Source organism: Serratia sp. H402Y (assembly GCF_051172415.1).
GTDB classification, from domain to species: domain Bacteria; phylum Pseudomonadota; class Gammaproteobacteria; order Enterobacterales; family Enterobacteriaceae; genus Serratia; species Serratia ureilytica.
Map to the genome: position 1 here is coordinate 44392 of NZ_JBPIYZ010000001.1, position 24564 is coordinate 68955.

General features: G+C 58.9%; 26 protein-coding genes and 1 tRNA gene. 18 read left to right on the plus strand and 9 right to left on the minus strand.

Going from position 1 to position 24564, the window contains the following annotated elements:
- Nucleotides 1-3: 3 nt before the first annotated feature.
- From ACSBQS_RS00240 to ACSBQS_RS00275, 8 genes are all read left to right on the plus strand, one after another.
- On the plus strand, nt 4-1245 hold the full coding sequence (locus ACSBQS_RS00240; protein WP_016928991.1) for an NADH:ubiquinone reductase (Na(+)-transporting) subunit B: 1242 nt from the start codon (nt 4-6) through the stop codon (nt 1243-1245).
- Nucleotides 1235-2029, plus strand: a complete 795-nt coding sequence (locus ACSBQS_RS00245; RefSeq protein ID WP_033641975.1) for a Na(+)-translocating NADH-quinone reductase subunit C — start codon at nt 1235-1237, stop codon at nt 2027-2029. Before ACSBQS_RS00240 ends, ACSBQS_RS00245 begins: the two co-directional genes overlap by 11 nt.
- Nucleotides 2022-2651, plus strand: a complete 630-nt coding sequence (locus ACSBQS_RS00250) for an NADH:ubiquinone reductase (Na(+)-transporting) subunit D (protein WP_004930232.1) — start codon at nt 2022-2024, stop codon at nt 2649-2651. The genes ACSBQS_RS00245 and ACSBQS_RS00250 overlap by 8 nt, the downstream gene beginning before the upstream one ends.
- A 6-nt stretch (nt 2652-2657) precedes the next feature.
- Complete coding sequence (nqrE, locus tag ACSBQS_RS00255) at nt 2658-3254, plus strand: NADH:ubiquinone reductase (Na(+)-transporting) subunit E (protein ID WP_004930235.1); 597 nt, start codon at nt 2658-2660, stop codon at nt 3252-3254.
- 15 nt (nt 3255-3269) lie between these two features.
- The gene (gene nqrF / locus ACSBQS_RS00260; protein ID WP_434989412.1) at nt 3270-4493 is read left to right on the plus strand and encodes an NADH:ubiquinone reductase (Na(+)-transporting) subunit F; all 1224 of its coding nucleotides are present in this window, start codon (nt 3270-3272) and stop codon (nt 4491-4493) included.
- Entirely contained in the window at nt 4494-5525 is a 1032-nt protein-coding gene (locus tag ACSBQS_RS00265; protein WP_099785063.1) for an FAD:protein FMN transferase, read from the plus strand.
- A gap of 7 nt (nt 5526-5532) precedes the next feature.
- Complete coding sequence (nqrM, locus tag ACSBQS_RS00270; protein ID WP_016928987.1) at nt 5533-5760, plus strand: (Na+)-NQR maturation NqrM; 228 nt, start codon at nt 5533-5535, stop codon at nt 5758-5760.
- A 176-nt stretch (nt 5761-5936) separates the two neighbouring features.
- Complete coding sequence (locus ACSBQS_RS00275; protein WP_047572539.1) at nt 5937-6356, plus strand: putative T6SS immunity periplasmic lipoprotein; 420 nt, start codon at nt 5937-5939, stop codon at nt 6354-6356.
- Between the two features lie 136 nt (nt 6357-6492).
- On the opposite strand, the gene ACSBQS_RS00280 is transcribed toward ACSBQS_RS00275, so the two are convergent.
- The 3 genes from ACSBQS_RS00280 to ACSBQS_RS00290 form a co-directional block, all read right to left on the minus strand.
- Nucleotides 6493-6702: a hypothetical protein gene (locus ACSBQS_RS00280; protein WP_033651022.1), complete on the minus strand. Its 210-nt coding sequence runs from the start codon at nt 6700-6702 to the stop codon at nt 6493-6495.
- Nucleotides 6699-7217, minus strand: coding sequence for a type VI secretion system amidase effector protein Tae4 (locus tag ACSBQS_RS00285; protein ID WP_072022492.1), 519 nt, complete (start codon nt 7215-7217; stop codon nt 6699-6701). Before ACSBQS_RS00285 ends, ACSBQS_RS00280 begins: the two co-directional genes overlap by 4 nt.
- Before the next feature lie 388 nt (nt 7218-7605).
- A complete protein-coding gene (locus tag ACSBQS_RS00290; RefSeq protein WP_033651023.1) occupies nt 7606-8502 on the minus strand; it encodes a glycerophosphodiester phosphodiesterase family protein in 897 nt (298 codons plus the stop codon).
- Nucleotides 8503-8685: 183 nt separating this feature from the next.
- On the opposite strand from ACSBQS_RS00290, the gene dinB reads away from it, so the two are divergent.
- Entirely contained in the window at nt 8686-9747 is a 1062-nt protein-coding gene (gene dinB, locus ACSBQS_RS00295; protein WP_042783740.1) for a DNA polymerase IV, read from the plus strand.
- A gap of 42 nt (nt 9748-9789) precedes the next feature.
- On the opposite strand, the gene pepD is transcribed toward dinB, so the two are convergent.
- Nucleotides 9790-11250: a beta-Ala-His dipeptidase gene (gene pepD, locus ACSBQS_RS00300; RefSeq protein ID WP_042783741.1), complete on the minus strand. Its 1461-nt coding sequence runs from the start codon at nt 11248-11250 to the stop codon at nt 9790-9792.
- A 339-nt stretch (nt 11251-11589) separates the two neighbouring features.
- Between pepD and gpt the strand changes: the two genes are divergently transcribed.
- From gpt to ACSBQS_RS00340, 8 genes are all read left to right on the plus strand, one after another.
- On the plus strand, nt 11590-12048 hold the full coding sequence (gpt, locus tag ACSBQS_RS00305) for a xanthine phosphoribosyltransferase (protein WP_033651025.1): 459 nt from the start codon (nt 11590-11592) through the stop codon (nt 12046-12048).
- 303 nt (nt 12049-12351) lie between these two features.
- Nucleotides 12352-13599, plus strand: coding sequence for an esterase FrsA (gene frsA / locus ACSBQS_RS00310; RefSeq protein ID WP_434989417.1), 1248 nt, complete (start codon nt 12352-12354; stop codon nt 13597-13599).
- Between the two features lie 60 nt (nt 13600-13659).
- Nucleotides 13660-14061, plus strand: coding sequence for a sigma factor-binding protein Crl (gene crl, locus ACSBQS_RS00315; RefSeq protein ID WP_033641981.1), 402 nt, complete (start codon nt 13660-13662; stop codon nt 14059-14061).
- Between the two features lie 116 nt (nt 14062-14177).
- Nucleotides 14178-15281: a glutamate 5-kinase gene (gene proB, locus ACSBQS_RS00320; protein ID WP_033651028.1), complete on the plus strand. Its 1104-nt coding sequence runs from the start codon at nt 14178-14180 to the stop codon at nt 15279-15281.
- A 9-nt stretch (nt 15282-15290) separates the two neighbouring features.
- Nucleotides 15291-16544 carry a glutamate-5-semialdehyde dehydrogenase gene (gene proA, locus ACSBQS_RS00325; RefSeq protein WP_342164351.1) on the plus strand — a complete coding sequence of 418 codons (1254 nt, stop codon included), beginning with the start codon at nt 15291-15293 and terminating at the stop codon, nt 16542-16544.
- A gap of 191 nt (nt 16545-16735) precedes the next feature.
- Nucleotides 16736-16811 (plus strand) — tRNA-Thr (locus ACSBQS_RS00330).
- A gap of 261 nt (nt 16812-17072) precedes the next feature.
- Nucleotides 17073-17852, plus strand: a complete 780-nt coding sequence (locus ACSBQS_RS00335; protein WP_089196618.1) for an alpha/beta hydrolase — start codon at nt 17073-17075, stop codon at nt 17850-17852.
- A 429-nt stretch (nt 17853-18281) separates the two neighbouring features.
- Nucleotides 18282-18500 (plus strand): TM2 domain-containing protein, encoded by a 219-nt coding sequence (locus ACSBQS_RS00340; protein WP_033641985.1) that lies wholly within the window; start codon nt 18282-18284, stop codon nt 18498-18500.
- Between the two features lie 50 nt (nt 18501-18550).
- On the opposite strand, the gene ACSBQS_RS00345 is transcribed toward ACSBQS_RS00340, so the two are convergent.
- Nucleotides 18551-19084: a hypothetical protein gene (locus ACSBQS_RS00345; RefSeq protein WP_033651031.1), complete on the minus strand. Its 534-nt coding sequence runs from the start codon at nt 19082-19084 to the stop codon at nt 18551-18553.
- 501 nt (nt 19085-19585) lie between these two features.
- On the opposite strand from ACSBQS_RS00345, the gene ACSBQS_RS00350 reads away from it, so the two are divergent.
- The gene (locus ACSBQS_RS00350; RefSeq protein WP_047025794.1) at nt 19586-20683 is read left to right on the plus strand and encodes a hypothetical protein; all 1098 of its coding nucleotides are present in this window, start codon (nt 19586-19588) and stop codon (nt 20681-20683) included.
- 10 nt (nt 20684-20693) lie between these two features.
- Here the strand turns inward: ACSBQS_RS00350 and ACSBQS_RS00355 are convergent, their stop codons facing one another.
- The 4 genes from ACSBQS_RS00355 to cybB are packed head-to-tail and all read right to left on the minus strand — an operon-like array spanning nt 20694 to nt 24451.
- Nucleotides 20694-21398 (minus strand): hypothetical protein, encoded by a 705-nt coding sequence (locus tag ACSBQS_RS00355; RefSeq protein ID WP_434989421.1) that lies wholly within the window; start codon nt 21396-21398, stop codon nt 20694-20696.
- A 16-nt stretch (nt 21399-21414) separates the two neighbouring features.
- Nucleotides 21415-22590, minus strand: a complete 1176-nt coding sequence (locus tag ACSBQS_RS00360) for a hypothetical protein (protein WP_434989423.1) — start codon at nt 22588-22590, stop codon at nt 21415-21417.
- Nucleotides 22587-23873: a hypothetical protein gene (locus ACSBQS_RS00365; RefSeq protein ID WP_047025792.1), complete on the minus strand. Its 1287-nt coding sequence runs from the start codon at nt 23871-23873 to the stop codon at nt 22587-22589. Before ACSBQS_RS00365 ends, ACSBQS_RS00360 begins: the two co-directional genes overlap by 4 nt.
- Nucleotides 23874-23926: 53 nt before the next feature.
- Nucleotides 23927-24451, minus strand: a complete 525-nt coding sequence (gene cybB / locus ACSBQS_RS00370) for a cytochrome b561 (RefSeq protein WP_434990841.1) — start codon at nt 24449-24451, stop codon at nt 23927-23929.
- Nucleotides 24452-24564 lie beyond the last annotated feature (113 nt).

Here is a 24564-nt window from a genome sequence, read left to right on the forward strand (position 1 = left end):
CCGATGGGCCTGAAGAATTATTTTGAGAAGATAGAGCATCACTTCACGCCGGGCGGCAAACTGGAAAAGTGGTACCCGCTGTATGAAGCGACCACCACGGTGTTTTATACCCCCGGCACGGTGACGCGCGGCGCTTCGCACGTGCGCGACGCCATCGATTTGAAACGCATGATGATCCTGGTGTGGCTGGCGGTGTTCCCGGCGATGTTCTGGGGCATGTACAACGTCGGCCAGCAGGCGATCCCGGCGCTGCACCATCTGTACAGCGGCGACGCGCTGCAACAGGTGCTGGCGGGCGACTGGCATTATCGCCTGGCGCAGTGGCTCGGCGCCTCGCTGGCGGCCGACGCCGGCTGGGTCAGCAAGATGGTGCTGGGCGCCTGTTACTTCCTGCCGATCTACGCCGTGGTGTTCGTCGTCGGCGGCTTCTGGGAAGTGCTGTTCGCCATTATCCGCAAGCATGAGGTCAACGAAGGCTTCTTCGTCACTTCTATTCTGTTCGCGCTGATCGTGCCGCCGACCCTGCCGCTGTGGCAGGCCGCGCTGGGCATCACCTTCGGCGTGGTGGTGGCCAAAGAGATCTTCGGCGGCACCGGGCGCAACTTCCTCAACCCGGCGCTGGCCGGCCGCGCCTTCCTGTTCTTCGCCTATCCGGCGCAGATCTCCGGTGACTTGGTGTGGACCTCCGCGGACGGTTTCTCCGGCGCGACGCCGCTGGCGCAGTGGAGCGCTGGCGGGGCGCACAGCCTGAGCAACGTGGCCACCGGCCAGTCCATCAGTTGGCTGGACGCCTTCCTCGGCAACATTCCCGGCTCCATCGGTGAAGTCTCCACGCTGATGATCCTGATCGGCGGGGCGATTATCCTGTTCGGCCGCGTGGCCTCCTGGCGCATCGTCGCCGGCGTGATGCTCGGCATGGTGGCTTCCGCCCTGTTGTTCAACGCCATCGGTTCGGACACCAACCCGATGTTTGCCATGCCGTGGTACTGGCATCTGGTGCTGGGCGGCTTCGCCTTCGGCATGATCTTTATGGCGACCGACCCGGTTTCCGCCTCCTTCACCAACAAGGGGAAATGGTGGTACGGCATTCTGATCGGCGTGATGTGCGTGCTGATCCGGGTGGTCAACCCCGCCTATCCGGAAGGCATGATGCTGGCGATCCTGTTCGCCAACCTGTTCGCGCCGCTGTTCGATTATCTGGTGGTGCAGGCCAACATCAAGCGGAGAAAAGCCCGTGGCGAATGAAGCGAAAAACGACGGCATCGGTAAAACGCTGCTGGTAGTGCTGCTGCTGTGTCTGGTGTGTTCAGTGGTGGTGGCGGGCTCCGCCGTCGGCCTGAAGTCCAAACAGCAGGAGCAAAAGCTGCTCGACAAGCAGCGCAATATTCTCGACGTAGCCGGCCTGTTGCAGCCGAAAATGGAGAGCGAGCAGGTCAAGCGCCTGTATAGCGAGCGCATCGAACCGCGCCTGGTGGATCTGAACAGCGGCGAATTTGTCGCCGGCAAGGCGGCGGCGTTCGATCTGGGCGCCGCGCTGCGCGACGACGCCAAAAGCGTGGCGTTGCCCGCGGGCGACGATCCGGCCGGCATCAAGCGCCGCAGCAACCAGGCGGAAATCTACCTGGTGCGCGATGAAAGCGGCCAGGTGAACAAGATTGTGTTGCCGGTATACGGCACCGGTCTGTGGTCGATGATGTACGCCTTCGTGGCATTGGATAACGACGGCAACACGGTCAAGGGCATCACCTACTACGACCAGGGGGAAACGCCGGGGCTGGGCGGTGAGGTCGAGAACCCGTCCTGGCGCCAGCAGTGGGTCGGCAAGCAGCTGTTCGATGACAACGGCCAGCCGGCGATCCGCGTGGTGAAAGGCGGCGCGCGTCAGGGGGACGTACACGGGGTGGACGGCCTGTCCGGCGCCACGCTGACCTCCAACGGCGTACAGCATACGTTTGATTTCTGGTTGGGCGAGCACGGCTTCGGCCCGTTCCTGAAAAAAGTTCGTGAAGGAGCGCTGAAAAATGGCTGATTCCAAAGAGATAAAGCGGGTCCTGCTGGGGCCGCTGTTCGACAATAACCCGATCGCCCTGCAGGTGCTGGGCGTCTGTTCGGCGCTGGCGGTGACCACCAAGCTGGAGACGGCGGTGGTGATGACCATTGCGGTGACGCTGGTGACCGCGTTCTCCAGCTTCTTCATCTCGCTGATCCGTCATCATATTCCCAACAGCGTGCGCATCATCGTGCAAATGGCGATCATCGCCTCGCTGGTGATCGTGGTCGATCAGCTGTTGCGCGCCTATGCGTTCGAGATCTCCAAGCAGCTGTCGGTGTTCGTCGGCCTTATCATCACCAACTGCATCGTGATGGGGCGCGCCGAGGCCTACGCCATGAAGTCGCCGCCGATCGAGAGCTTTATGGACGGCATCGGCAACGGGCTGGGTTACGGGGTGATCCTGGTGCTGGTCGGTTTCCTGCGCGAGCTGATCGGCTCCGGCAAGCTGTTCGGCGTTCCGGTGCTGGAAACGGTGCAGAACGGCGGCTGGTATCAGCCGAACGGCCTGTTCCTGCTGGCGCCGAGCGCGTTCTTCATCATCGGCCTGCTGATCTGGGTGCTGCGCACCCTGAAGCCGGCGCAGATCGAAAAGGAGTAAAGGCCGATGGAACACTATATCAGCCTGTTTGTGCGCGCGGTGTTCGTCGAGAACATGGCGCTGGCGTTCTTCCTCGGGATGTGTACTTTCCTGGCGGTGTCGAAGAAGGTCTCGACCGCCTTTGGCCTGGGCATCGCGGTGACCATCGTGCTCGGCATTTCGGTGCCGGTGAACAACCTGGTCTACAACCTGATCCTGCGCGACGGCGCGCTGGTGGAAGGCGTCGATCTGAGCTTCCTCAACTTCATCACCTTCATCGGCGTGATCGCAGCGCTGGTGCAGATTCTGGAGATGATCCTCGATCGCTTCTTCCCGTCGCTGTATAACGCGCTCGGTATCTTCCTGCCGCTCATCACCGTGAACTGCGCCATCTTCGGTGGCGTGTCCTTCATGGTGCAGCGCGACTACAACTTCGCCGAATCGGTGGTGTACGGCTTTGGTTCCGGCACCGGCTGGATGCTGGCGATCGTCGCCATGGCGGGGATCCGCGAAAAACTCAAGTATGCCAACGTGCCGGCAGGGCTGCGCGGTCTGGGCATTACCTTTATCACCACCGGACTGATGGCGCTGGGCTTCATGTCCTTCTCCGGTGTTCAGTTGTAAAGGCGGGAAGAATTTATGGAAATTATTTTAGGCGTAGCGATGTTCACCGCCATCGTGATGGTGCTGGTGTTGCTGATCCTGTTCGCCAAATCGAAGCTGGTGAACACCGGCGACATCGCGGTGGAAATCAACGGCGATCTGGATAAGAGCTTCCATGCGCCGGCGGGCGACAAGCTGCTCAACGTGCTCTCCAGCCAGGGGATCTTCGTCTCCTCGGCCTGCGGCGGCGGCGGCTCCTGCGGCCAGTGCCGGGTGGTGATCAAAGAGGGCGGCGGCGATATCCTGCCGACCGAGCTCTCGCACATCAACAAGCGCGAAGCGAAAGAAGGGTGCCGCCTGGCGTGTCAGGTGAACGTGAAGCAGAACCTGAAGATCGAGCTGCCGGAAGAGATCTTCGGCGTGAAGAAATGGGAGTGCGAGGTTATCTCCAACGATAACAAAGCCACCTTTATCAAAGAGTTGAAGCTGAAGATCCCCGATGGCGAAGACGTGCCGTTCCGCGCGGGCGGTTTCATCCAGATCGAAGCGCCGGCGCACGACATCAGTTACGCCGACTTCGACGTGCCGCAGGAGTATCGCGGCGACTGGGACAAGTTCAACCTGTTCCGCTACCGTTCGAAGGTGAACGACACCACGGTGCGCGCCTACTCGATGGCCAACTACCCGGAAGAGAAGGGCATCATCATGCTCAACGTGCGTATCGCCACGCCGCCGCCGAACAATCCGGACGTGCCGCCGGGCATCATGTCTTCCTATATCTGGTCGCTGAAGCCGGGCGACAAGGTGACCATCTCCGGGCCGTTCGGCGAGTTCTTCGCCAAGGACACCGACGCCGAAATGATCTTTATCGGCGGCGGCGCGGGCATGGCGCCGATGCGTTCACACATCTTCGATCAGCTCAAGCGTTTGAACTCGAAACGCAAGATCACCTTCTGGTACGGCGCGCGTTCGCTGCGCGAGATGTTCTATGAAGACGACTTCAACCAGCTGCAGGCGGAGAACGAAAACTTCACCTGGCACGTGGCGCTGTCGGATCCGCAGCCGGAAGATAACTGGACCGGCTACACCGGCTTTATCCATAATGTTCTGCTGGAGAACTACCTGAAGAACCACCCGGCGCCGGAGGACTGCGAGTTTTACATGTGCGGGCCGCCGATGATGAACGCCGCGGTGATCAAGATGCTCAAAGATCTGGGCGTCGAAGACGAAAACATCATGCTGGATGACTTTGGTGGCTAAATGCGCGCATTGGCGATGAAGAACTGGCTGACGGGCGTGGCGCTGAGCGCCACCCTGCTGCTGACCGGCTGCGGGCCGGAACAGGTGGACCTGACGGGTAAAACCATGGGCACCTCGTATTCGATCCGTTACGTGACCGGCGAAGATACGCCGTCGGCGCGCGAGATGCAGGCGGAGATCGACAAACGGCTGGAGCAGGTGAACGATCAGATGTCCACCTACCGGCCGGATTCCGAGCTGAGCCGCTTCAACGCCAGCCGCGACATTGACCGGCCGTTCCCGGTTTCGCCGGCCACCGCCGAAGTGGTGCGCGAAGCGCTGCGCATCAACCGCGTCACCGATGGCGCGCTGGACGTGACCGTCGGGCCGCTGGTCAACCTGTGGGGCTTCGGCCCGGAAGGGCGGCCGGACAAAGTGCCGAGCGAGGCGGAGCTGGAGCATCGCCGCGCCTGGACCGGCGCCGACAAACTTTCGGTGCAGGGCAGCGCGCTGGTGAAAAGCATCCCTGAGCTGTACGTCGATCTGTCGTCGATCGCCAAAGGGTATGGCGTGGACGTGGTGGCGGAATATCTGCAGTCCCGGCATGTGAAGAACTACATGGTGGATATCGGCGGCGAGGTGCGCACGCGCGGGCATAACGGCGAACAAAAGCCGTGGCGCATCGCCATCGAGCGCCCGACCGCCGGTACGCAGCAGCAGGCGCAGCTGGTGATCCAACCCGGAGAGATGTCGATCGCCACCTCGGGTGACTATCGCAACTACTTCGAGCAAGACGGGGTGCGCTATTCGCACACCATCGATCCGGTCACCGGGCGCCCAATCCATCATCGGTTGGTGTCGATCACCGTGCTGAGCACGACCTGCATGACCGCCGACGGCCTGTCCACCGGCCTGAACGTGATGGGGCCGGAGCGCGGCATGGCGCTGGCCAACCTGCTCGGCATCCCGGTGTTCATGATCGTGAAAACCGCCGACGGCTTTGAGGAGCGTTATTCAGACGCGTTCAAGCCCTATCTGAAAAAGCGTTCGTGAGGTTGCTATGTTGACGGTATTCGCCGCTACCTTCGTGTTGTTTCTGCTGATCGTCGGCGGCATGTCGCTGGGCTATGTGTTCAAACGCAAAAGCCTGCAGGGCAGCTGCGGCGGGATCACCGCGCTGGGCATGGAGAAAGTCTGCGACTGCCCGGAGCCGTGCGATGCGCGCAAAAAACGCGAAGCCAAAGCGGCGCAGCGGCGCGAGCAGTTGGAAAAGCACCGCATTCTGTAGCTGTAGCGAAAACCCGGCCTTGACCGGGTTTTTTATTTGAGGCCTTGCCGAAAGGCGCATGAACGTTTGGCTGGGTGCGATTAACAATGGCGTGAATTTTCAGGGCGTAACGGATAAAACGATCGCCAGAAAATACGAATATACGCTTTCTCAGTTTCTTAAGCAGAGGTAACAGGATGAACCGCATTATTTTGGTTGGAACGCTAACTTTGCTGCTCGCCGGCTGCATGCACATGAACGATCCGAGGCCAAAAAACTACGCGGCCAACGTCACTGTCGTTGATAACCACGTTTGTGTGCGGGTTCAACCTGAAGGGGACGAGCGGTTGGCCGGCGTTATTATCGAAGAAATCGGCAACGCCAACGCTATCTTCGGCAAGCACTTCACGGATAACGAGATGCCTGCGGTCACCGCGGCTACGTGCATTCCCGGCGATAATTATAAATTCGAAGACGGGAAGTCTTACGGGGTATCGGTGACGCTGTTGTCGCCGGATAAACGAAATAAAGGCCTTGAGCCTGCCGCCCGGCTATTCGGCGTTGGGTTTAGTGTTCGCAATGAAAATGGCTTCATCCAGGTAGTTCCTGCTCGCTAACGGATGTTGAAAGCCATACGGGCATAAGGTGGGATGTCGAACCGCCTTATGCCGTAGCCGGTTACTTATTTCGCCTTGCGGAAGCTTTTCGTATCGATGTAAGGCATCAGCGTTCAACGCATTCATTTATGAGGGGTTATTTACTTTTGGAATAGGCCAGGTTGCCGAGTGAACCTCCCACGAAACAGCACAACACCAGGCCAATCGCCAGCAACTCGAAGTTAGCCGACATCTGATCCTCGCCCTCAACGTGGCCAATAATCCAGTCTGAGAGAAAGGGAAAAGCCAGGAGCATGAGGCCGATACCTATTATCGCACCGGCAATAATTGCTGCTATCCGTTTCATATCACCTGCCAGAACCAGACTTCTTTTGATTTAAAAAAATCGCTAAAACGCCCATCCCAAGAAAGCCCCCATTGAATACGAAAATAGCTCGATAGTGTGGTTAAACGAGAACCGTTCCACAGATCTATATGATCTCCCGAGCGATTGCGAAAGTTTTCTTTCCCTCGCTGCCAGTAATCTTTAAAAAAGATAATGCCGGTTTTGCCTTTCAGCACCCGCTCAAACTGGTTGGGTGTGACTTTTACCATGCGTCCTAGCCCCGGTATCGGTGTTCGTGCTAAAGCATTTGCCAGTTCTTCAGCACGCAAAATATGGCCCTCACTTTTCTTGTGTAACCAACAAAAGTTCACGCCTGATAATTTACTGACATCATACCCACAATGAACCAAAGCTGCACCGATGCGTATAGCACACTGATCATCAAAGGCTTTATCACCATGGACAGTGCGGCATGGATACTCATCCCCATTGATTTGAGGATGTTTTTCCCAAAGTTTGTTAAAAGTTATCGACATATAATTCCTTTTAAATCATTCCATTATTCTCTAGCCCTCCGATGCCATAGCATATGTTGATACCCGTAGAGCTATTTAGATGAGTGGAGGTGCTATTTAGAAAAGTCTAAGAAAGACTGATTGTTGGCGTCTTTCCAAAGATGGCCAGATCCTAGAGTATTGCCGTCACTAATGGTGATGTTTTGTTCGAAAAATAGACGTTGATCGCATTATGAGAAGAGGATATTTATGCACCGAATATTATGTGGCTATACGTTTTATTTTTAATATATTTAATTGATAATAAATAAAATATTAATATTGATTGATTGTGAAATCCCGGAGAAATTCCCTTCATTGGGGAGCATGAGTATCCCCATTTCCTCAGATTTTCTCCGGTGTTCTATTGTTATTTCGCCTTGCGGAAGCTTTTCGCCTCGGCCGGGGAGTTAACCATCACGCCGTCGGCGCCCAGCGCCAGCGCCTGCTGATATTCCTGCGGCGAGTTGACCCCGAACAGGATGATGTGCGCCGGGCCCTGCGAGCGGAAACAGTCCATCGACTCTTTATCCCAGGTCAGAAACGCCTTCGAACGCCCTTCGCCGAGGGTATATTTCTCTACCACTTCCACCTCGCGTTTCAGCTCCAGCCCGTACCAGCGCGGCTGCCGGTTGTCCGGTTTGACGTCGCACTGGTGCGCCATGGTGACGTTGGCCAGCAGCGTGCGGGTCTCGTCGCGGCTTTCAAAGCGCGGGATGGCCGGCGGCAGCGCCTGCAGGTATTTGGCGTCGGTAGAGTAGACGCGGGTGCGGTTCAGGCTGTCGGTGCTTTGCAACGTCGCCAGCAGCGCCTGGCCAAACTGCGCCGGATCGGCGTCCGGGGATTTGATGTCCAGATAAAAGGTGACGTGCGGAAACGCCTTCAGCACGTCGTCGAGCCGCGGAATGCCGATGCCCTGGCCGCGGAACGGGTGGGCGTCACCCTTGGCGAAGGCCCAGCCGGCGTCGGTCTCGGCCAGCTGCGCGGCGGTATAGGCAGAGACCGGGCCCTGCCGGTTGGTCAACGCTTTCAGATCCGAGGGGCGATACAGCACGATGACGCCGTCTTTGGATTCTTGCAGGGTGATCCAAATGGCGTCGGCGCCGTTTTTCAATGCCGTTTCGATAGCGATGCGGGTGTTTTCCGGCGCATCGGCGGTGCCGCCGCGGTGGGCGACGATCGCCGGCGCATGACCGGCGGCGGCGCTGGCCGCCAGCGCGCTCAGCGACAGCGCGGAAGCCAGCAGCAAATGAGAAAATCTGATCATGTAGGATACCTTGTCGTTATCGTTGTGGAGAGCCGCACGGGATGGCGGAAATCATACTATTGAAAAATTAAGCTTTTTTAACAACGCGGAAATATCTGGCGGAAACGCCGCTTTCCTCGAGCTCCGCGGCCTTGAGCTTTCGGTATCTAACTGTATACTTATACAGTGTTACTGGAGGGTGCGATGCGTAAAATCATTCATGTCGATATGGACTGCTTCTTCGCGGCGGTGGAAATGCGCGACGATCCCAGCCTGCGCGATATTCCGCTGGCGATTGGCGGCAGCGCCGATCGGCGCGGGGTGATCAGCACCGCCAACTACCCGGCGCGGCGCTATGGCGTACACAGCGCCATGTCCACGGCGATGGCGCTCAAGCTGTGTCCGCATCTCACCCTGCTGCCGGGGCGCATGGCGGCCTATAAAGAGGCTTCGCTGCACATCCGCGAAATCTTCGCTCGCTATACCCCGCTGATCGAGCCGCTGTCGCTCGATGAAGCCTATCTCGACGTGACCGACAGCCCGCAATGCAACGGCTCGGCGACGCTGATCGCCCAGGAAATCCGTCAGGCGATCGCCGACGAGCTGAACCTGACCGCGTCGGCCGGCGTCGCGCCGATCAAGTTTCTCGCCAAAATCGCCTCCGAGATGAATAAGCCGAACGGGCAATACGTGATCACGCCGGCGCAGGTGCCGGCGTTTTTGCAGCAGCTGCCGCTCAGCAAGATCCCCGGCGTCGGCAAAGTGACCGCCAAACGGCTGGAGGAAGTGGGGCTCATCACCTGCGCCGACGTGCAGCAATACGATTTGGCGCAGCTGCTCAAGCGCTTCGGCAAGTTTGGCCGGGTGTTGTGGGAGCGGTGTCAGGGCATCGATCGGCGCGAAATCTTAGCGGAGCGGCTGCGCAAATCGGTGGGGGTGGAGCGCACGCTGGCGGAAGACATTCACGACTGGGAAGACTGCGAAACGCTGATTATCGACAAACTCTATCCCGAGCTGGAGATGCGCCTGCGCAAGGTAAAGCCGGATCTGCACATCGCCCGGCAGGGCGTGAAGCTGAAGTTTCAGGATTTTCAGCAAACCACCCAGGAGCACGTCTTCCCGGTGTTGAACCGGCAGGATTTGCTGGAGGTGGCGCGACAGGCGTGGCGCGAGCGGCGCGAAGGGCGCGGCGTGCGGCTGGTGGGGTTGCATGTGACGCTGCTCGATCCGCAGCTGGAGCGGCAGCTGGCGCTGCCTTGGGAATAAAAAAGCCGGCGAGTCGCCGGCTTTTTGCGTTAAGCGCGCAGATTACGCGCGCTCAGGGATCGCTTTCAGCAGCGAGGTCAGCAGCTTCCAGTACAGACCGACGCTTTCGATATGCACTTGCTCATCCGGCGAGTGCGGGCCGGTGATGGTTGGCCCGATCGATACCATATCCATGTTTGGATACGGCTTTTTGAACAGACCGCATTCCAGACCGGCGTGGATCACCATGATGTTCGGCGTCTTGTTGAACAGCTCCTGATACAGCTCGCGCACCAGGTGCATCACCGGTGAGTCGGCGTCCGGCTGCCAGCCCGGGTAGCCCCCCTTCGGCGCCACTTTGGCGCCGGCCAGTTGGCCCAGCGCGGTCAGCATCTCGACAACGTAATCTTTGCCGCTGTCGATCAGGGAGCGGATCAGGCAGATGATTTCCGCTTCGTTTTCGCTGGTGGTGACTACGCCGACGTTCAGAGAGGTTTCCACCACGCCTTTGACCGCGTCGCTCATGCGGATCACGCCGTTCGGCGTGCCGTTCAGGAGCGCCAGGAAGCGTTGCTGGCTGTCGGCGCTCAGCGCCTGCGAAGCGCTGGTGGTCGGCTCCAGCAGCACGGTGATGTTCTTCTCTTTGGCGGAGAGTTCGTTCTGCAGCACGGCCAGGAACTCTTGGCTCAGCGCTTTCAGCGCGTCGGCTTTTTCTGCCGGCACCGCTACCACCGCGGAGGCTTCACGCGGGATGGCGTTGCGCAGGGTGCCGCCGTTCAGGTCCAGCACGCGCAGGTTCAGCGCCTCCGCATGGGCGAACAGGAAGCGCGCCAGCAGTTTGTTGGCGTTGCCCAGCCCGACGTGGATCTCGGCGCCGGAATGGCCGCCTTTCAGGCCCTTGAGGGTCAGCTTCAGGGTTTGGTAACCGGCCGGCACCGCTTCGCGCTGCAGCGGCAGGGTAGTGATGAAGTCGATACCGCCGGCGCAACCCATGTAGATTTCGCCTTCTTCTTCGGAATCGGTATTGATCAGGATGTCCGCCTGCAGCCAGTTCGGCTGCAGCCCGAAGGCGCCGTCCATCCCCGCTTCTTCGGTCATGGTCAGCAGGACTTCCAGCGGGCCGTGCTCAACGCTGTCGTCGGCCAGCACCGCCAGGGCGGAGGCCATGCCGATGCCGTTGTCGGCGCCCAGCGTGGTGCCGCGCGCTTTCACCCACTCGCCGGCGATATAAGGCTGGATCGGATCCTTGGCGAAGTCGTGCACGGTGTCGTTATTCTTTTGCGGCACCATGTCCAGGTGCGCTTGCAGCGCCACCGGCTTGCGATTTTCCATGCCTTTGGTGGCCGGTTTGCGCAGCAGGATATTGCCGACCTGATCGCGCTCGGCGTGCAGGTTCTTTTCTTTGGCCCAGGTGAGGATGTGCTGCGCCAGCGCTTCTTCATGATAAGAAGGGTGCGGGATAGAACAGATCTTGGCGAAAATATCCCACAGCGGCTGTGGCGAAAGCTGAGACAATTCAGACACTATAAGTCTCCTGTGACGGCAAGCTCCGACAGGACGGGCGTGCCGCGCGGTTAAGGTGAGCGGGTATCTGTGCGTCGTGGCACGATCGTCAGAGAATATCACTTTATTTCCGGCGGTGCGCGCCCCGTATTGTGCGGTTTAAGCGCTTGATCACACGGCTTCGCTGCGGGAACGCTCGTTTTTTCAGCATCAATCACCGAAAAGCCGCCCGGCGGAAATCGCGAGGTTTTCCTCGGTACAGCTGGAATTCAACGCGGCCAGTCTCTATAATCTCGCGCAACCTTTTTTCCCCTGAACTATAAAGTAAGCCGCTTCACCAGCCGGCTGGGACACGATTCTATGAGCGAAAAATACGTTGTTACCTGGGATATGCTGCAAATACACGCACGCAAGCTGGCGCACCGCCTGCTGCCTGCCGACAAATGGACGGGCATCATTGCCGTCAGCCGCGGCGGCCTGGTGCCGGCGGGCCTGCTGGCGCGCGAGCTGGGCATCCGCTATGTGGATACCGTCTGCATTTCCAGCTATGACCATGACAACCAGCGCGAAATGAAAGTGCTCAAGCGCGCCGAAGGCGACGGTGAAGGCTTCATCGTGGTGGACGATCTGGTGGATACCGGCGGCACCGCGAAAGCGATCCGCGACATGTACCCGAAAGCGCATTTCGTCACCATCTTCGCCAAGCCGGCGGGCCGTCCGCTGGTGGACGACTACGAAGTCGACATCCCGCAGGATACCTGGATCGAACAGCCGTGGGACATGGGCGTCAGCTTCGTTCCCCCTATCGGCGGTCGCTAAGCCCAGCCAGTTCCAAGTCAACGCCCGGTTATGCCGGGCGTTTGTTTAATGATAAACGTGATGGCGTTGTCAGGCTTACCGAAGGCAAGATATAAAAAATAAGGAAAATCAATTTATTGCTTTTCGGCCGTTGACGACAAAGGAGGAAAAACCACGCTTTTTCCTCCTTTGTCAGCCGCCTGACGCCCGGTTATGCCGGGCGTTTGCGTTATCTTGGTTTATCCCGCCAGAGTTAGGTACACTACCTCCAGTTAAGTAGGCCTTTTGCGGCCTATCGCCAGATTTACGGAGGCTGTTGTTACCATGGCACAGGCCAACCTTTCTGAAATTCTTTTCAAGCCCAAATTCAAACACCCTGAAACCTCGACGCTGGTGCTGCGCGCGCGCAACAAAGTGAGCGCCGCCATGCATTCCGCATTGGAAGGCGACACCACCGGCAGCTGGTACCGCATGCTGAATCCGCTGCTGTGGGCCTGGCGCGGCGTCAGCCCGATCGAAATCCACGAAGTGTTGGCGCGTATCGCCGCCTCGGACGCCGAGCGCAGCAACCCGCAGCGGCTGGATACCGTGGTGGGCTACCGCAACGGCAACTGGATCTACGAGTGGATCCATCAGGGCATGCAGTGGCAGCAGCGGGCGACGGAGCAGCAGGATCCGCTGGTCGGCGGCGAGTACTGGCTGAAGGCCGCGAGCCTGTACAGCATCGCCGGTTACCCGCACCTGAAGGGCGACGAGCTGGCTGAACAGGCGGAGATGCTCGCCAACCGCGCTTACGAAGAGGCGGCGCTGCTGTTGCCGTATCAGCTGAAAGAGCTGGAGTTCCGCATCGAAGGCGGCGGCTGTGTCACCGGTTTCCTGCACATGCCCGAGAAGGGCGAAGCGCCGTTCCCGACGGTGCTGATGTGCGGCAGCCTCGATACGCTGCAGACCGACTATCACCGTCTGTTCCGCGACTACCTGGCGCCGCACGGCATCGCCATGCTGACGCTCGACATGCCGTCGATCGGCTCCTCCTGCAAGTGGAAGCTGACGCAGGACTCCAGCTACCTGCACCAACAGGTGCTGATCCAGCTGGCCTCGGTGCCGTGGGTGGATCATCAGCGGGTGAGCGCCTTCGGCTTCCGTTTCGGCGCCAACGTGGCGGTGCGATTGGCCTATCTGGAGCCGCAGCGGCTGCGCGGCGTGGCCTGCCTGGGGCCGGTGGTGCATCGCCTGCTGTGCGACAGCAGCACCCAGCTGAACGTGCCGGACATGTATATGGACGTGCTGGCCAGCCGCATGGGCATGGCCAATGCCTCAGACAACGTGCTGAAAGTGGAGCTGAACAGCTACTCGCTGAAAATGCAGGGGTTGCTGGGGCGCCGTTGCCCGACGCCGATGATCTCCGGCTACTGGGAGCGCGATACGCTCAGCCCGAAAGAAGAGTCGCAGCTGATCGTCACCTCTTCGGTGAGCGGCAAGCTGATCGCCATCCCGCGCACCCCGGTTTACGATAGCTTCCACCGGGCGTTGCTGCAGATGTCCGGTTGGCTGAAGGGTAAAATGCGTTAATTAGTTGCTAAATTTTAACAGTTTGTTAAAAAGAGTGGTCTACATTGAGGAGGTTAGAGAATGACGTTACCGAGTGGTCACCCTAAAAGCCGACTAATGAAACGTTTTGCCAGCTTGGGGCCGTATCTGCGTGAAGGGCAATGTGAAAACGACCGGTTTTTCTTTGATTGTTTGGCCGTCTGCGTCAATGTAAAGCCCGCTCCGGAGAAGCGTGAGTTCTGGGGCTGGTGGATGGAGCTGCAGGCGGAAGAGGCGCGCTTCACCTATTCGTACCAATTCGGCCTGTTCGACAAAGAAGGCGACTGGACGGCGCAAAACATTAAGGATGATGAAGTGAGCGCCAAACTGGAAGACACCCTGCGCGACTTCCATCGCCGCCTGGGCGAGCTGCTGGCGACCATGGAACTGGGGCTGGAACCCGCCGACGATTTCAAAGAAAAACTGATCAAACTCTCCGCCTGACCCCGTTTGACCACGTATTGTGCTGATTTCGCGTTGTGCCTGTTGGCATAACGCGTCTCTCCTGTTACAAAGACCTTTGCACTCTTCTTCTCATCATTACACACGGCAGAAATACTATGAACGGCAGCCAGACATTGGTTGTGAAATTGGGCACCAGCGTGTTGACCGGCGGATCGCTGCGTCTGAACCGCGCCCACATCGTCGAATTGGTGCGCCAGTGCGCGCAGCAACACGCCGCGGGCCACCGCATCGTCATCGTCACCTCCGGCGCCATCGCCGCCGGGCGCGAGCACCTGGGCTATCCCGAGCTGCCCGCCACCATCGCCTCCAAGCAGCTGCTGGCGGCGGTGGGGCAGAGCCGGCTGATCCAGCTGTGGGAACAGCTGTTCTCCATTTACGGCATCCACGTCGGGCAGATGCTGCTGACGCGCGCCGATCTGGAAGACCGCGAGCGCTTCCTCAACGCGCGCGACACTATGACGGCACTGCTGGACAACCGCATCGTGCCGGTAATCAATGAGAACGACGCCGTCGCCACCGCCGAAATCAAGGTGGGCGACAACGATAACCTGTCGGCGCTGGCGGCCATTCTGGCCGGGGCCGACAAACTGCTGCTGCTGACCGATCAGCAGGGCCTCTACACCGCCGATCCGCGCAACAACCCGCAGGCCGAACTGATCCGTGAAGTGCACGGCATCGACGACGCGCTGCGCGCCATCGCCGGCGACAGCGTCTCCGGTCTGGGCACCGGCGGCATGGGCACCAAGCTGCAGGCGGCCGATGTGGCCTGCCGCGCCGGCATCGACGTGGTGATCGCCGCGGGCAGCAAGCCGGGCGTGGTGGCGGACGTGATTGAAGGCAAACCGGTGGGCACCCGTTTCCACGCGCTGGAAACCCCGCTGGAAAACCGCAAGCGCTGGATCTTCGGCGCGCCGCCGGCCGGTGAGATCACCGTCGACGACGGTGCGGTGGAAGCGATGATGGCGCGCGGCAGCTCGCTGCTGCCGAAAGGCATCCGCGAAGTGAAGGGCGACTTCTCGCGCGGCGAAGTGATCCGCATCCGCAACCAGGCGGGGCGCGATCTGGCGCACGGCGTCAGCCGCTACAACAGCGACGCGATGCGCATGATCGCCGGGCACCACTCGCAGGAAATCAGCGAAATCCTCGGTTATGAATACGGTCCGGTGGCAGTGCACCGCGACGATATGATTGTCAGTTAAGGAGTGAGCATGCTGGAGCAGATGGGGAAGGCCGCCAAGCAGGCCTCCTGGCAGCTGGCGGTGCTGAGCACGGCGAAGAAGAATCAGGTGCTGTCGGTGATGGCCGACAGGTTGGAAGCCAACAGTGAAGCGATCCTGCTGGCGAACGAACAAGACATGGCGCAGGCGCGCGCCACCGGCATGAGCGATGCGCTGCTCGATCGCCTGTTGCTGACCCCGGCGCGGCTGGCGGCGATCGCCAACGACGTGCGCCAGGTATGCCGCCTGAACGATCCGGTCGGCCACGTGCTGGACGGCAACCTGCTGGACAGCGGGCTGAAGCTGGAGCGCCGGCGGGTGCCGCTCGGCGTGATCGGCGTGATTTACGAGGCGCGGCCGAACGTCACCATCGACGTCGCCAGCCTGTGCCTGAAAACCGGCAACGCAGTGATCCTGCGCGGCGGTAAAGAGACGCACAACACCAACCAGGCGACGGTGAAAGTGATCCAGCAGGCGTTGGAACAGTGTGGCCTGCCGGCGGCGGCGGTGCAGGCGATCGACAGCCCGGATCGCGCGCTGGTGAACGAACTGCTGCGCCTGGATCGCTACGTCGACATGCTGATCCCGCGCGGCGGCGCCGGCCTGCACAAGCTGTGTCGCGAGCAATCGACCATCCCGGTGATCACCGGCGGCATCGGCGTGTGCCACACCTACGTGGATGCCGACGTTGATTTCGACAAGGCGCTGACGGTGATTGAAAACGCCAAGATCCAGCGCCCGAGCGCCTGTAACTCGCTGGAGACGCTGCTGGTGAACCGCAGCATCGCCGCCGAGTTCCTGCCGGCGCTGAGCGCCAAAATGGCGGCGGCGGGCGTGACGCTGCACGCGGCGGAAAACGCGCTGCCGCTGCTGCAGGGCGGCCCTGCGACGGTGGTGCCGGTGAACGCGGAGGATTACGACGACGAATGGCTGTCGCTGGATCTGAACGTATTGCTGGTGGACGATATCGATCAGGCCATCGACCACATCCGCACTCACGGCACCAACCACTCCGACGCGATCCTCACCCGCTCGCTGAGCAGCGCCGAGCACTTCGTGCGCGCGGTGGACTCCTCGGCGGTGTACGTCAACGCCAGCACCCGCTTCACCGACGGCGGCCAGTTCGGCCTGGGCGCGGAAGTGGCGGTGAGCACCCAGAAACTGCACGCCCGCGGCCCGATGGGCCTGGACGCGCTGACCACCTACAAGTGGATTGGCTACGGCGACGATCTGGTGCGCAGCTAAGGCCGCATTGCGGTCATAAAGAGGTCAGGGCGCACCATGCTGCGCCCTGATTGTTTTTGGAAAAGGGGGACTGCACGACAGTCTGGTTGCTTGCAAAACAACCAAACGCCCCGGCGGGCTATTGACTCATTTCGCGCGCAGGTCTACCTTGTTCAACGCACTTCCGGCTTGCCCCGCAGGCCCGGCTCGATGCCGATATAGCTCAGTTGGTAGAGCAGCGCATTCGTAATGCGAAGGTCGTAGGTTCGACTCCTATTATCGGCACCATTTCAAGTTTCACTGCCTTCCTTGTAAAAATACGCAGCACTGGCGTCTGCAACGCTTGCGGTTGATATTTCTGCTTATCGCGACGTGGCAATGCGCTGCAAGGTATAATAAAAACGTGTTTGTTTAATCATTCACACAACCAGCAAGCGTCGTAAGCAGAATAATACGTTGCTACGGTTGAACCTCACCGTCTTTTCTTATCTGGGAAAAGACATTATCGCCAATGTTAAATCACTGGCTTATTTATAAAGTGAGGTTGTTATGTGTGGATGTTTGATTTCAAGAACGAAGGACTTTAACTTTAATGGTCAACGTTATAGGGTTTTTATTGCTCATGACAAGCAAGCGCATGGCGATTTAAAAGCGCTTTACTTTCTCGATGCCAATACTCAATTCTCCAAGCTGACCGAACGCCATCAGAGTAGAAACAACGACAATATTCTTTATGTGGGCATCGGCTATCAGGATGGAGTGGATATACTAAAAGCAAGAACCCGCGACTATACGGTTCCCTCTGATGATAAAGAGTTTATTGACGGTGGCGGAGCGCCGGCATTTTATCAGTTTATCACCGCATGCGTTAAGCCCTGGGTTGAGTCACGCTACTCAATCAATACAGACAAACAAACGCTGGCAGGTCATTCACATGGCGGGCATTTTGTACTTTATACGCTGTTGAACCATCCTGACGCGTTTCAAAATTATCTGGCGGCCAGTCCATCGATCTGGTGGGGGAATGGGGCGTTGCTTCCTGATGGCAAGTTAACAATCGCTGAAAGCGTTAATAAAATAACCCTGATGATTGGCGAGTATGAAGAAAAGGTTCATCCGCAAAGTAATGAAACTGAAAGAGGGCGGGTGACCAGAATTAATGCAACACCCAAATTGCGAGTCAGGCATCTGGCAAAAAAACTGATCGAAGATGAGCAACGCTGTGATTTTATTTTCTGCTCAGGGCGTCGTCACCAAGGGGTCATCAAGGATTATGCACTGATGGCGAATGCGATTGCGGCGCATAATACTCAACGTGATGGGCTTTAGCGTTGTGATATAGTCATTTTTTGAACACCTGCAAGTGAGCTGCTTTTAATCGTCTGCAGGCATTCACCAGGGAAACTAAAAATTATAACGATATGCCGATATCAGGCAATGAAAATCTGTTTTAACCTTATCTCTTACAATGACGGCTGCGGGATAATTTTCGCTCATCTATTATGCCGACGAGCTCCTGCGAGCGAGCGTGTTTTTTTGAGCCGAAACCGAGTATCTGTAGCCTCACTTTCCATGCATCCCCCTGCTTATCCTTTCGCCGGTTAAACAACCGTTTAATTAATCGCTGTTATAATTACCCCTGTTGAGCCTTGATGGATGAATGTTTTCCTCCTCAAGCATTGCGATGCGGCGCTCTGTGGAGCGGCATCCGTTTTTAGGCATGCCGGTGGTTCGGTGAGAAGTTAGGAGAAGTGAACTATGAGCAGAAAAGACAAGCTCGCGGCGGCCCTGTTGGCCATCTTCCTGGGCGGACTGGGCATTCACAAGTTTTACCTGGGGATGAAGTGGTGGGGGCTGTTCTACCTGCTGTTCTGCTGGACGGGGATCCCATCGATTGTCGGCTTTATCGAAGGCATTATTTATCTGTTCCAATCGGAAGAGAAATTCAACCAGAAATACAATCCTGGTCTGATTTAAGGCTTTTCTGACGGCGCTTCCTGCTAAGGGAAGCGCCGTTTTTTATTCCGTTACTGTTTCTTCATCATCATCTTGCCGCGCATCTCTTTGCTCATCATTTTATTCGAGCTGGAGATCACGCAGTTATATTGCTTGCCTTGGTTAATGATCATAAAGGTGCTGACCGGATTTTTAAAATCCTTGTCGATGGTGAAATAAATATAGGCCTGCGGCAATGCGGCCGGTTTAAAGGCGCCGAAGGCATACACATCCGCCAGGCCCAGCGCGGAGAGATCGACCGTCAGCTCCATGGGTTTCATGGAATCCGGCGATGGGAACATCGACTTGGCCGACATCATCATGGTGCTGCTGTTGATGGTGTAATCGGTTTTGACCTTCATGCCGATATATTTCGATTCCGGCATGGAAAGTTCTTTTTGGCAGGCGGCGTCGTGCTGCGGCGCCGGGCTGCCGTTTTCCATCACGGCGTGCACGTGTTCCAGCATCACTTCCGCGTTGCCGGTGGTAGGTTGTGCATCGGCCGCGTAAGCCGCGCCGCTGAAGGCGGCCACAGAGGTAAGGATAATGCCCGTAACGATTTTCATTGTCGGTCTCCGGAATGCTAATAATGATATTAATTGCGGTGTGTAGCCTATTGGCCTGATAAAACGCAAAGTGACCCGTTCCGTGGAGATAAAATATCCTCGGAATATTGCTGGAAAAGAGTTTTTCTTCCTCGCGGTAAGCAAGGTTGTGTTAATTTTTTAAGCGCCTTTCTGATTTTTTATTCGGTATTTTTTCCTGCATATAAATAGTATGTCTAAACATAGTCAATGTTTAGAATATGTACAAATTATTGCGATTTTTTCTCTTTACGCTTTCTGTTTTTTTAATCGAGCAATAAATATTTATTGAGATACAGAGAGTTATGTTTTTACGCTGGGACCACTCGGTGAAGCGTTATTTATGTGAACTTCATAGTCACAGAAATAACGCTGAAATTATTACCTTTCTATTTAACGGCTAATTATTCATGGCATAGGCTTCAACCCCACTAACCGCCTGAGCTAGAATCAGGCGGTTTTCTCTTCGAAAAGGATATCGCCATGGCCGCCTGGGCGCTTTTGATCGTCGGTTGGTTATTGATTTGGCAGGATCACCCGGTTTGGGGTGTGCTGTGCATCGCGCTGTTTGCCGCGCTGCAATGGGCGAAGTACGCCGCTAAAAGCGGGCAAGAACCCGAAGAAGCGGCAGAGTGGCGCAAGACCGACTGGCGTTCGCAGCCGATTGAGATGGCGCACGCCGGCGACAGCGACCGGCAGATTGGCGGCGTGGGGGAACTGGGCATGGGCGGCCCCAGCTTTTGGACGCTGCTGCTGCGCGACGGGGCGATTGTGCATGGCGCCTGTGCCGCGCCGCAGGACGTGGACGATGGCAAGCTGCGCCTGATACCGACCCGCAGCCGCGAGGGAGAGGAGCTGACGGTATACGAGCCCGCCGCCCGGGCGATGTATGCGCTGCCTGCGTTGACCGATCGCGAGCTGGGAGCCTTGGCCGCCGGTTCCGTTGAGGCGTTGGTGCGGCTGCGGGCGACGTGTCGGCAGGTGGAAGCCACGCCGTTGCACCTTGTGCGCGGTCTGTGGGTGCCGCAGTGGGTAGCGGATCCGGCGGATCGGCTGGAGATCACGTTGCCCAGCGGCCGCGTGCTGGCGGCGCGCGCGATGTTGCCGGCGGATCTGCGCCAGGCGGACGATCCTGCCGCGCTGCTGCACACGCCGCCTTATGAACTGTTGTTGGATAACAGGCCGACCGATCGCTTCGTGCGCGATCTCGAACGCGTGGCGGAATCCCCGTCGGGTGACGGTTTGAGCGTCGGCGGCTGCCAGTTCCGCGGCGAGCATATCGTCGATGGCCTATACCATCTCTACTTCGCCGGCGAGTGGTTCAGCCTGCTCTCTTATGCGCATAAACCGGCGGGCGGGCGCGGTTCGGACACCACCTTTTTCGTCGAGCGGGTCGAGCCGCAAGACGGCGGGGTGTTTGTGATTGAATGGGATGCCTACAGCGTGGGGCCAGGCGGGCGTGAGCCGCGCGTGCCGGCCCCGCCGGTATTGGTTATCGCGGTAAGTTGGCAGGAAACGCCGCTGCAGTTGCCAACGGCCAACAACCGCGTGACCGTGCGTTTGCCCAACGCCACGGCGTAAGGCGTAAGGCTTAAGGCAGCACCCTGACTTCGCCGTTGTGCAAGGTCAGCACCGCGATCGGGCTGCCGGAGAAGCACTCCCTAAAGATCCAGTCGCTGGGCCGAAACGCCGCCGCAGGCAGCCCGGCCTGCCACTCCTCCCACTGCGGGGTCGGCTTATCCGGCGGTAAAGAGAAAGAGACCAGCCAACCGGCTTCGCAGTGCACCGTTTGGCCGGTTGGACGGGTGAAGGTATGCGCACCTGCCAGCTCAATCACCGGCGGTAAAACCTCGAAGGCGATGATCGGCACGCCGGCCACGCTCTGCGGCTGAGGAAAACGCACGGCAGTCACGCCGTTCATCGTGATGGGGCTGTCTTCGGTGCCGGGCTGGCGCGGCTCCTGCCGGTTTACCCAGCTGCCTTTCGGCAGGGTGATTTCACCGAACGATTTTGCCGCCTCGAGCGTCAGGTAACTGCGCCGATTCCAGCGTTCTTCCGCCCGCTGGCTCTTGAGATCCTGAAGGGCAATGTCGATCAGCATCAGCGCGAACGCCACCGGGTAGATCGCCAGCGCCGAGGCCAACAGATAGCCGCCCCAGGAAAGCGGCGGGCGCGGGCGGCCGCAGCGGGCGGCGGCGTATCGCCAGCCCCACCAGGCGAGCAGGATGCCGGCGAGCAGCAGGGCCAATAACAGCGCCAGCAGGCCGGCGGCGCCGGCGCCATAACCTAACAGCATGGCAGGTTCCTTATGTTCACGGCGTGGTGGAGCGATAGCGAACGAAGTAGGGCAGCGCGGGGGTCTCCCCGTCATCGCCATAGTGGCTTTCCGGTTCGATCACGGTTTGGCGTGCGTCGTCGCGCCCGTTGTAGCGATACTCCAACGGCTGTCGGTAGCGCACTTCGGATGAACGCAGATCGAAAATCAGCGAAAGGCGCGCATCGCCGTTATCCGTTTGGGCGACCAGCTTGTCGTTGCCCGCCCACAGCTGATACAGCGATTTATCGCCGTTTTCCAACAGCACCGCCAACTGCCCGTCGGATTGATACCGCAGAAGCTGATACAGCCCTCTGTCCAGAGTTTGGGCGATCAGGTAGATGCCGCCATCCGGAGCCTGCGCGTTTTCCTTGACGCGCACCGTTAGCCAATGCAGTTCGGCCACCTCGCCGGTTTTGCCGTTAACGGCAATGTGCAAGGCGCCGGAACCGAGCACCGGGTTCATCCAAAACAGCACGCGATCGCCATCAACGGCGGTAAAGATCTCGGGCATGGATTTGCGCTTACCGGAGGCGTAAGCCGTCGGTGACTCCTCCTCGCCGCGCTCAAAGCCCAGCAGCTGTCGCTCATCCAACAGCGCCGGCAGATCCAGCGTCTGCCGCCAATGGGCGCCAAAGTCCGGGCTGTAGAATACGCCTTCGGTGCTGATGAAATACAGCGCGCGCTTTCCCGACAGCGCCACCAGTTTGCCGCCGATAAAGGAAGGCAGATTGTCGTCGCCCTCCGGCCAGGGGATCAGCGCCCCGATGGTGCCCCGTTGCACATCGACCAGCCGGCGCCCTTTGGACAGAAAAAGCATGCACTCCTGCTCGACGCAAACCGCATCGTAGATTGATTCGTCGAGTTGCCCCAGCATCTGCAACCCCTTCGGGCCGGTGAATAACACCTGGCTGAGGTAGTTGGCCGCCCAGCCGTAGAAGCTGTTGTAGGCGCTGGTCTCACTTCTTTTGCTGATGAGCAGCAGAGCGCCGTTCTGCGCCGGGTAGCTGTGGATGAGATCGTAACGGGCTATTGTCGGCAACGCCTCGTCGCTCTGGGTCCATTGCCACTGCGCATAGCGTTGTTCAGGGGCGAGGAAATAGACGCCCAGCGCGTTGGCCAAAAACAGCGTCAGGATAATAAGGGGTCTTTTATAAAGCGCTAGCGTCATCATTTCAGCTCCGTCACCTGTTCCTGCCGCCATAGCCTGCGGCGCAGATTGCGCAGGTATTTGAACGTCTTAAACGTGCGGTGCTGCTCAAAAGCGTAGAGGCGGCAGATCTGGGCGAAGCCCTCGATCAGCAGCGCCAGGCCGCTGACCATCAGCATCATCAGCAGCAGAATCGGCGGCAACTCACTGCCGAGGCGCTTCAGGGTCCAGGCATCCAGGTAAAAGCCCGCTGGGGTATCGGCGTTATCCCACACGATCAGACCGAGCATCAAACACATCATGATCGCGCCCAGGATGAAAACGACACGCGCGCTCAGGTTAAGGCCGGCTTCGGTGAAGTAGCGATTGCCGCCGATGAGATAGGTCTGGCGGTCGCGATGATTGATGATCCCGCGCACCGTAGGCAACTCGGGGACGGTGTCGTTCTCGCAGTACAACACCTGCAGCGGATCGCCCTTAGCGATGAAAAGCGGATGCTGCCGACGAAATACCGGATGCAGTTTGGTCGTGGGGACGTTGAGCGCACGGGTCGTCACCGCGAAGTGCGTCTCGTTCTGACGCCACGCGTAAGTGTCCAAATACTGCACCTGCCGCGGGATCTCATAGTGGCGAAGTTCGTAGCTCAGGGCGTTGACCGTCTCGATGCCGGAGGCCTCGACGCCGTCAGGAAGGGGAAGTGCGGTCTGCAGCGGTGCGGTCGTCGGCACGGCGTCTTTGCGGACGGCCCGGTATCTGATGCCGGGGATTTTCAGGCTGAGCGAATCGGGCGGCGTGACGTCTTGCCCCAGCAGCACGCGATCCAGCGCCCTGAGCAGGCGCCTGCGGCCGCGATGCCCGATCAGCAAGAGCTCTGAACCGACGAACAGCACCATGCCGATGCCGATGAGGCCGGCGATGATGGCGATAAAGAACAGGACAATGGTCAGCCAGGAATCTTCCCGGTCCATGATGAAAAAGGCGGCCGGGAAGCCACCGGCCAACGCGGCGCCCAGCACCAGCAGGGCGAAGTATTTCAGCTTGTATTTCAGCGTTCTGTCGGGTTCCAGCCGGCCTTTCGTGCCGTGCAGCAGCCAGTGCAGCCAGTAGCTGCCGTCACGCAGGCGGTGAGCGCCGATCTTCACCCGATCGCCGGCGGCGAGCGTGGCCAGCAGATTTTCGCTGTCGCTGAAGTCGTCACGGTAAAAAAAGAACGTCTGGCCGGAGGCGATGATCCTCACCAGGTTGTCGGGCGCCGTCTGCTGGCAGGCGCATTGTTCGACGGTCACATTAAAAAATTGGGTTTGCATGTCATTCCCTGTCAGCGGGCGTGGCCCGAAACGTCATCCCTGGTGCCGGGTATTCAGCGTTTTTTCATCGATGGCAGCATGCGCACCAGCGCATTGTCCTTGACGATGTAGTGATGGAACAGCGCGGCGGCGGCATGCAGGCCGATCAGCCAGTAGCCGAATAAGGCCAGCGTTTTATGCCAGCCGATAATCATCCGCGCCTGCGGCCGATCGGCCACGTCGGTGAACGGCATCGACAGGCCGAACAGATACCACTCCTTGCCGCCCAGATAGCGCGAATACACCCCCAGCACTGGCAGCGTCAGCAGCAGCAGATAAATCAGGGTATGCGTCAGGTGCGCCATGCCGGTTTGCCACTTCGGCGGTTTGGGCGCGATGGCGGGCGAGGGGCGGCGCCGGCGCAGGAACAGGCGGGCGATCATCAGCGCAAACACCGTCACGCCGCTGCTGAAGTGGGTGACAACCAGCGCGTACCACGGTGCGCTGCCCGGTTCGGCAAAGCCCCGCAGCTCGATGGTGACGCAGGTGATGACCAGCAGGATCGCCACCAGCCAGTGCAGGCGAATTTGCCACGGCATGTAGGTGTTCTGCACCGGGTTACCTTTTGATGTTAAAGGGTCTGTGCGCCGATGGTAACGAAATGTTACATCGGAGGAAAGCGCGTGCGCGCAATTTAGGCAAAACGCCAGGC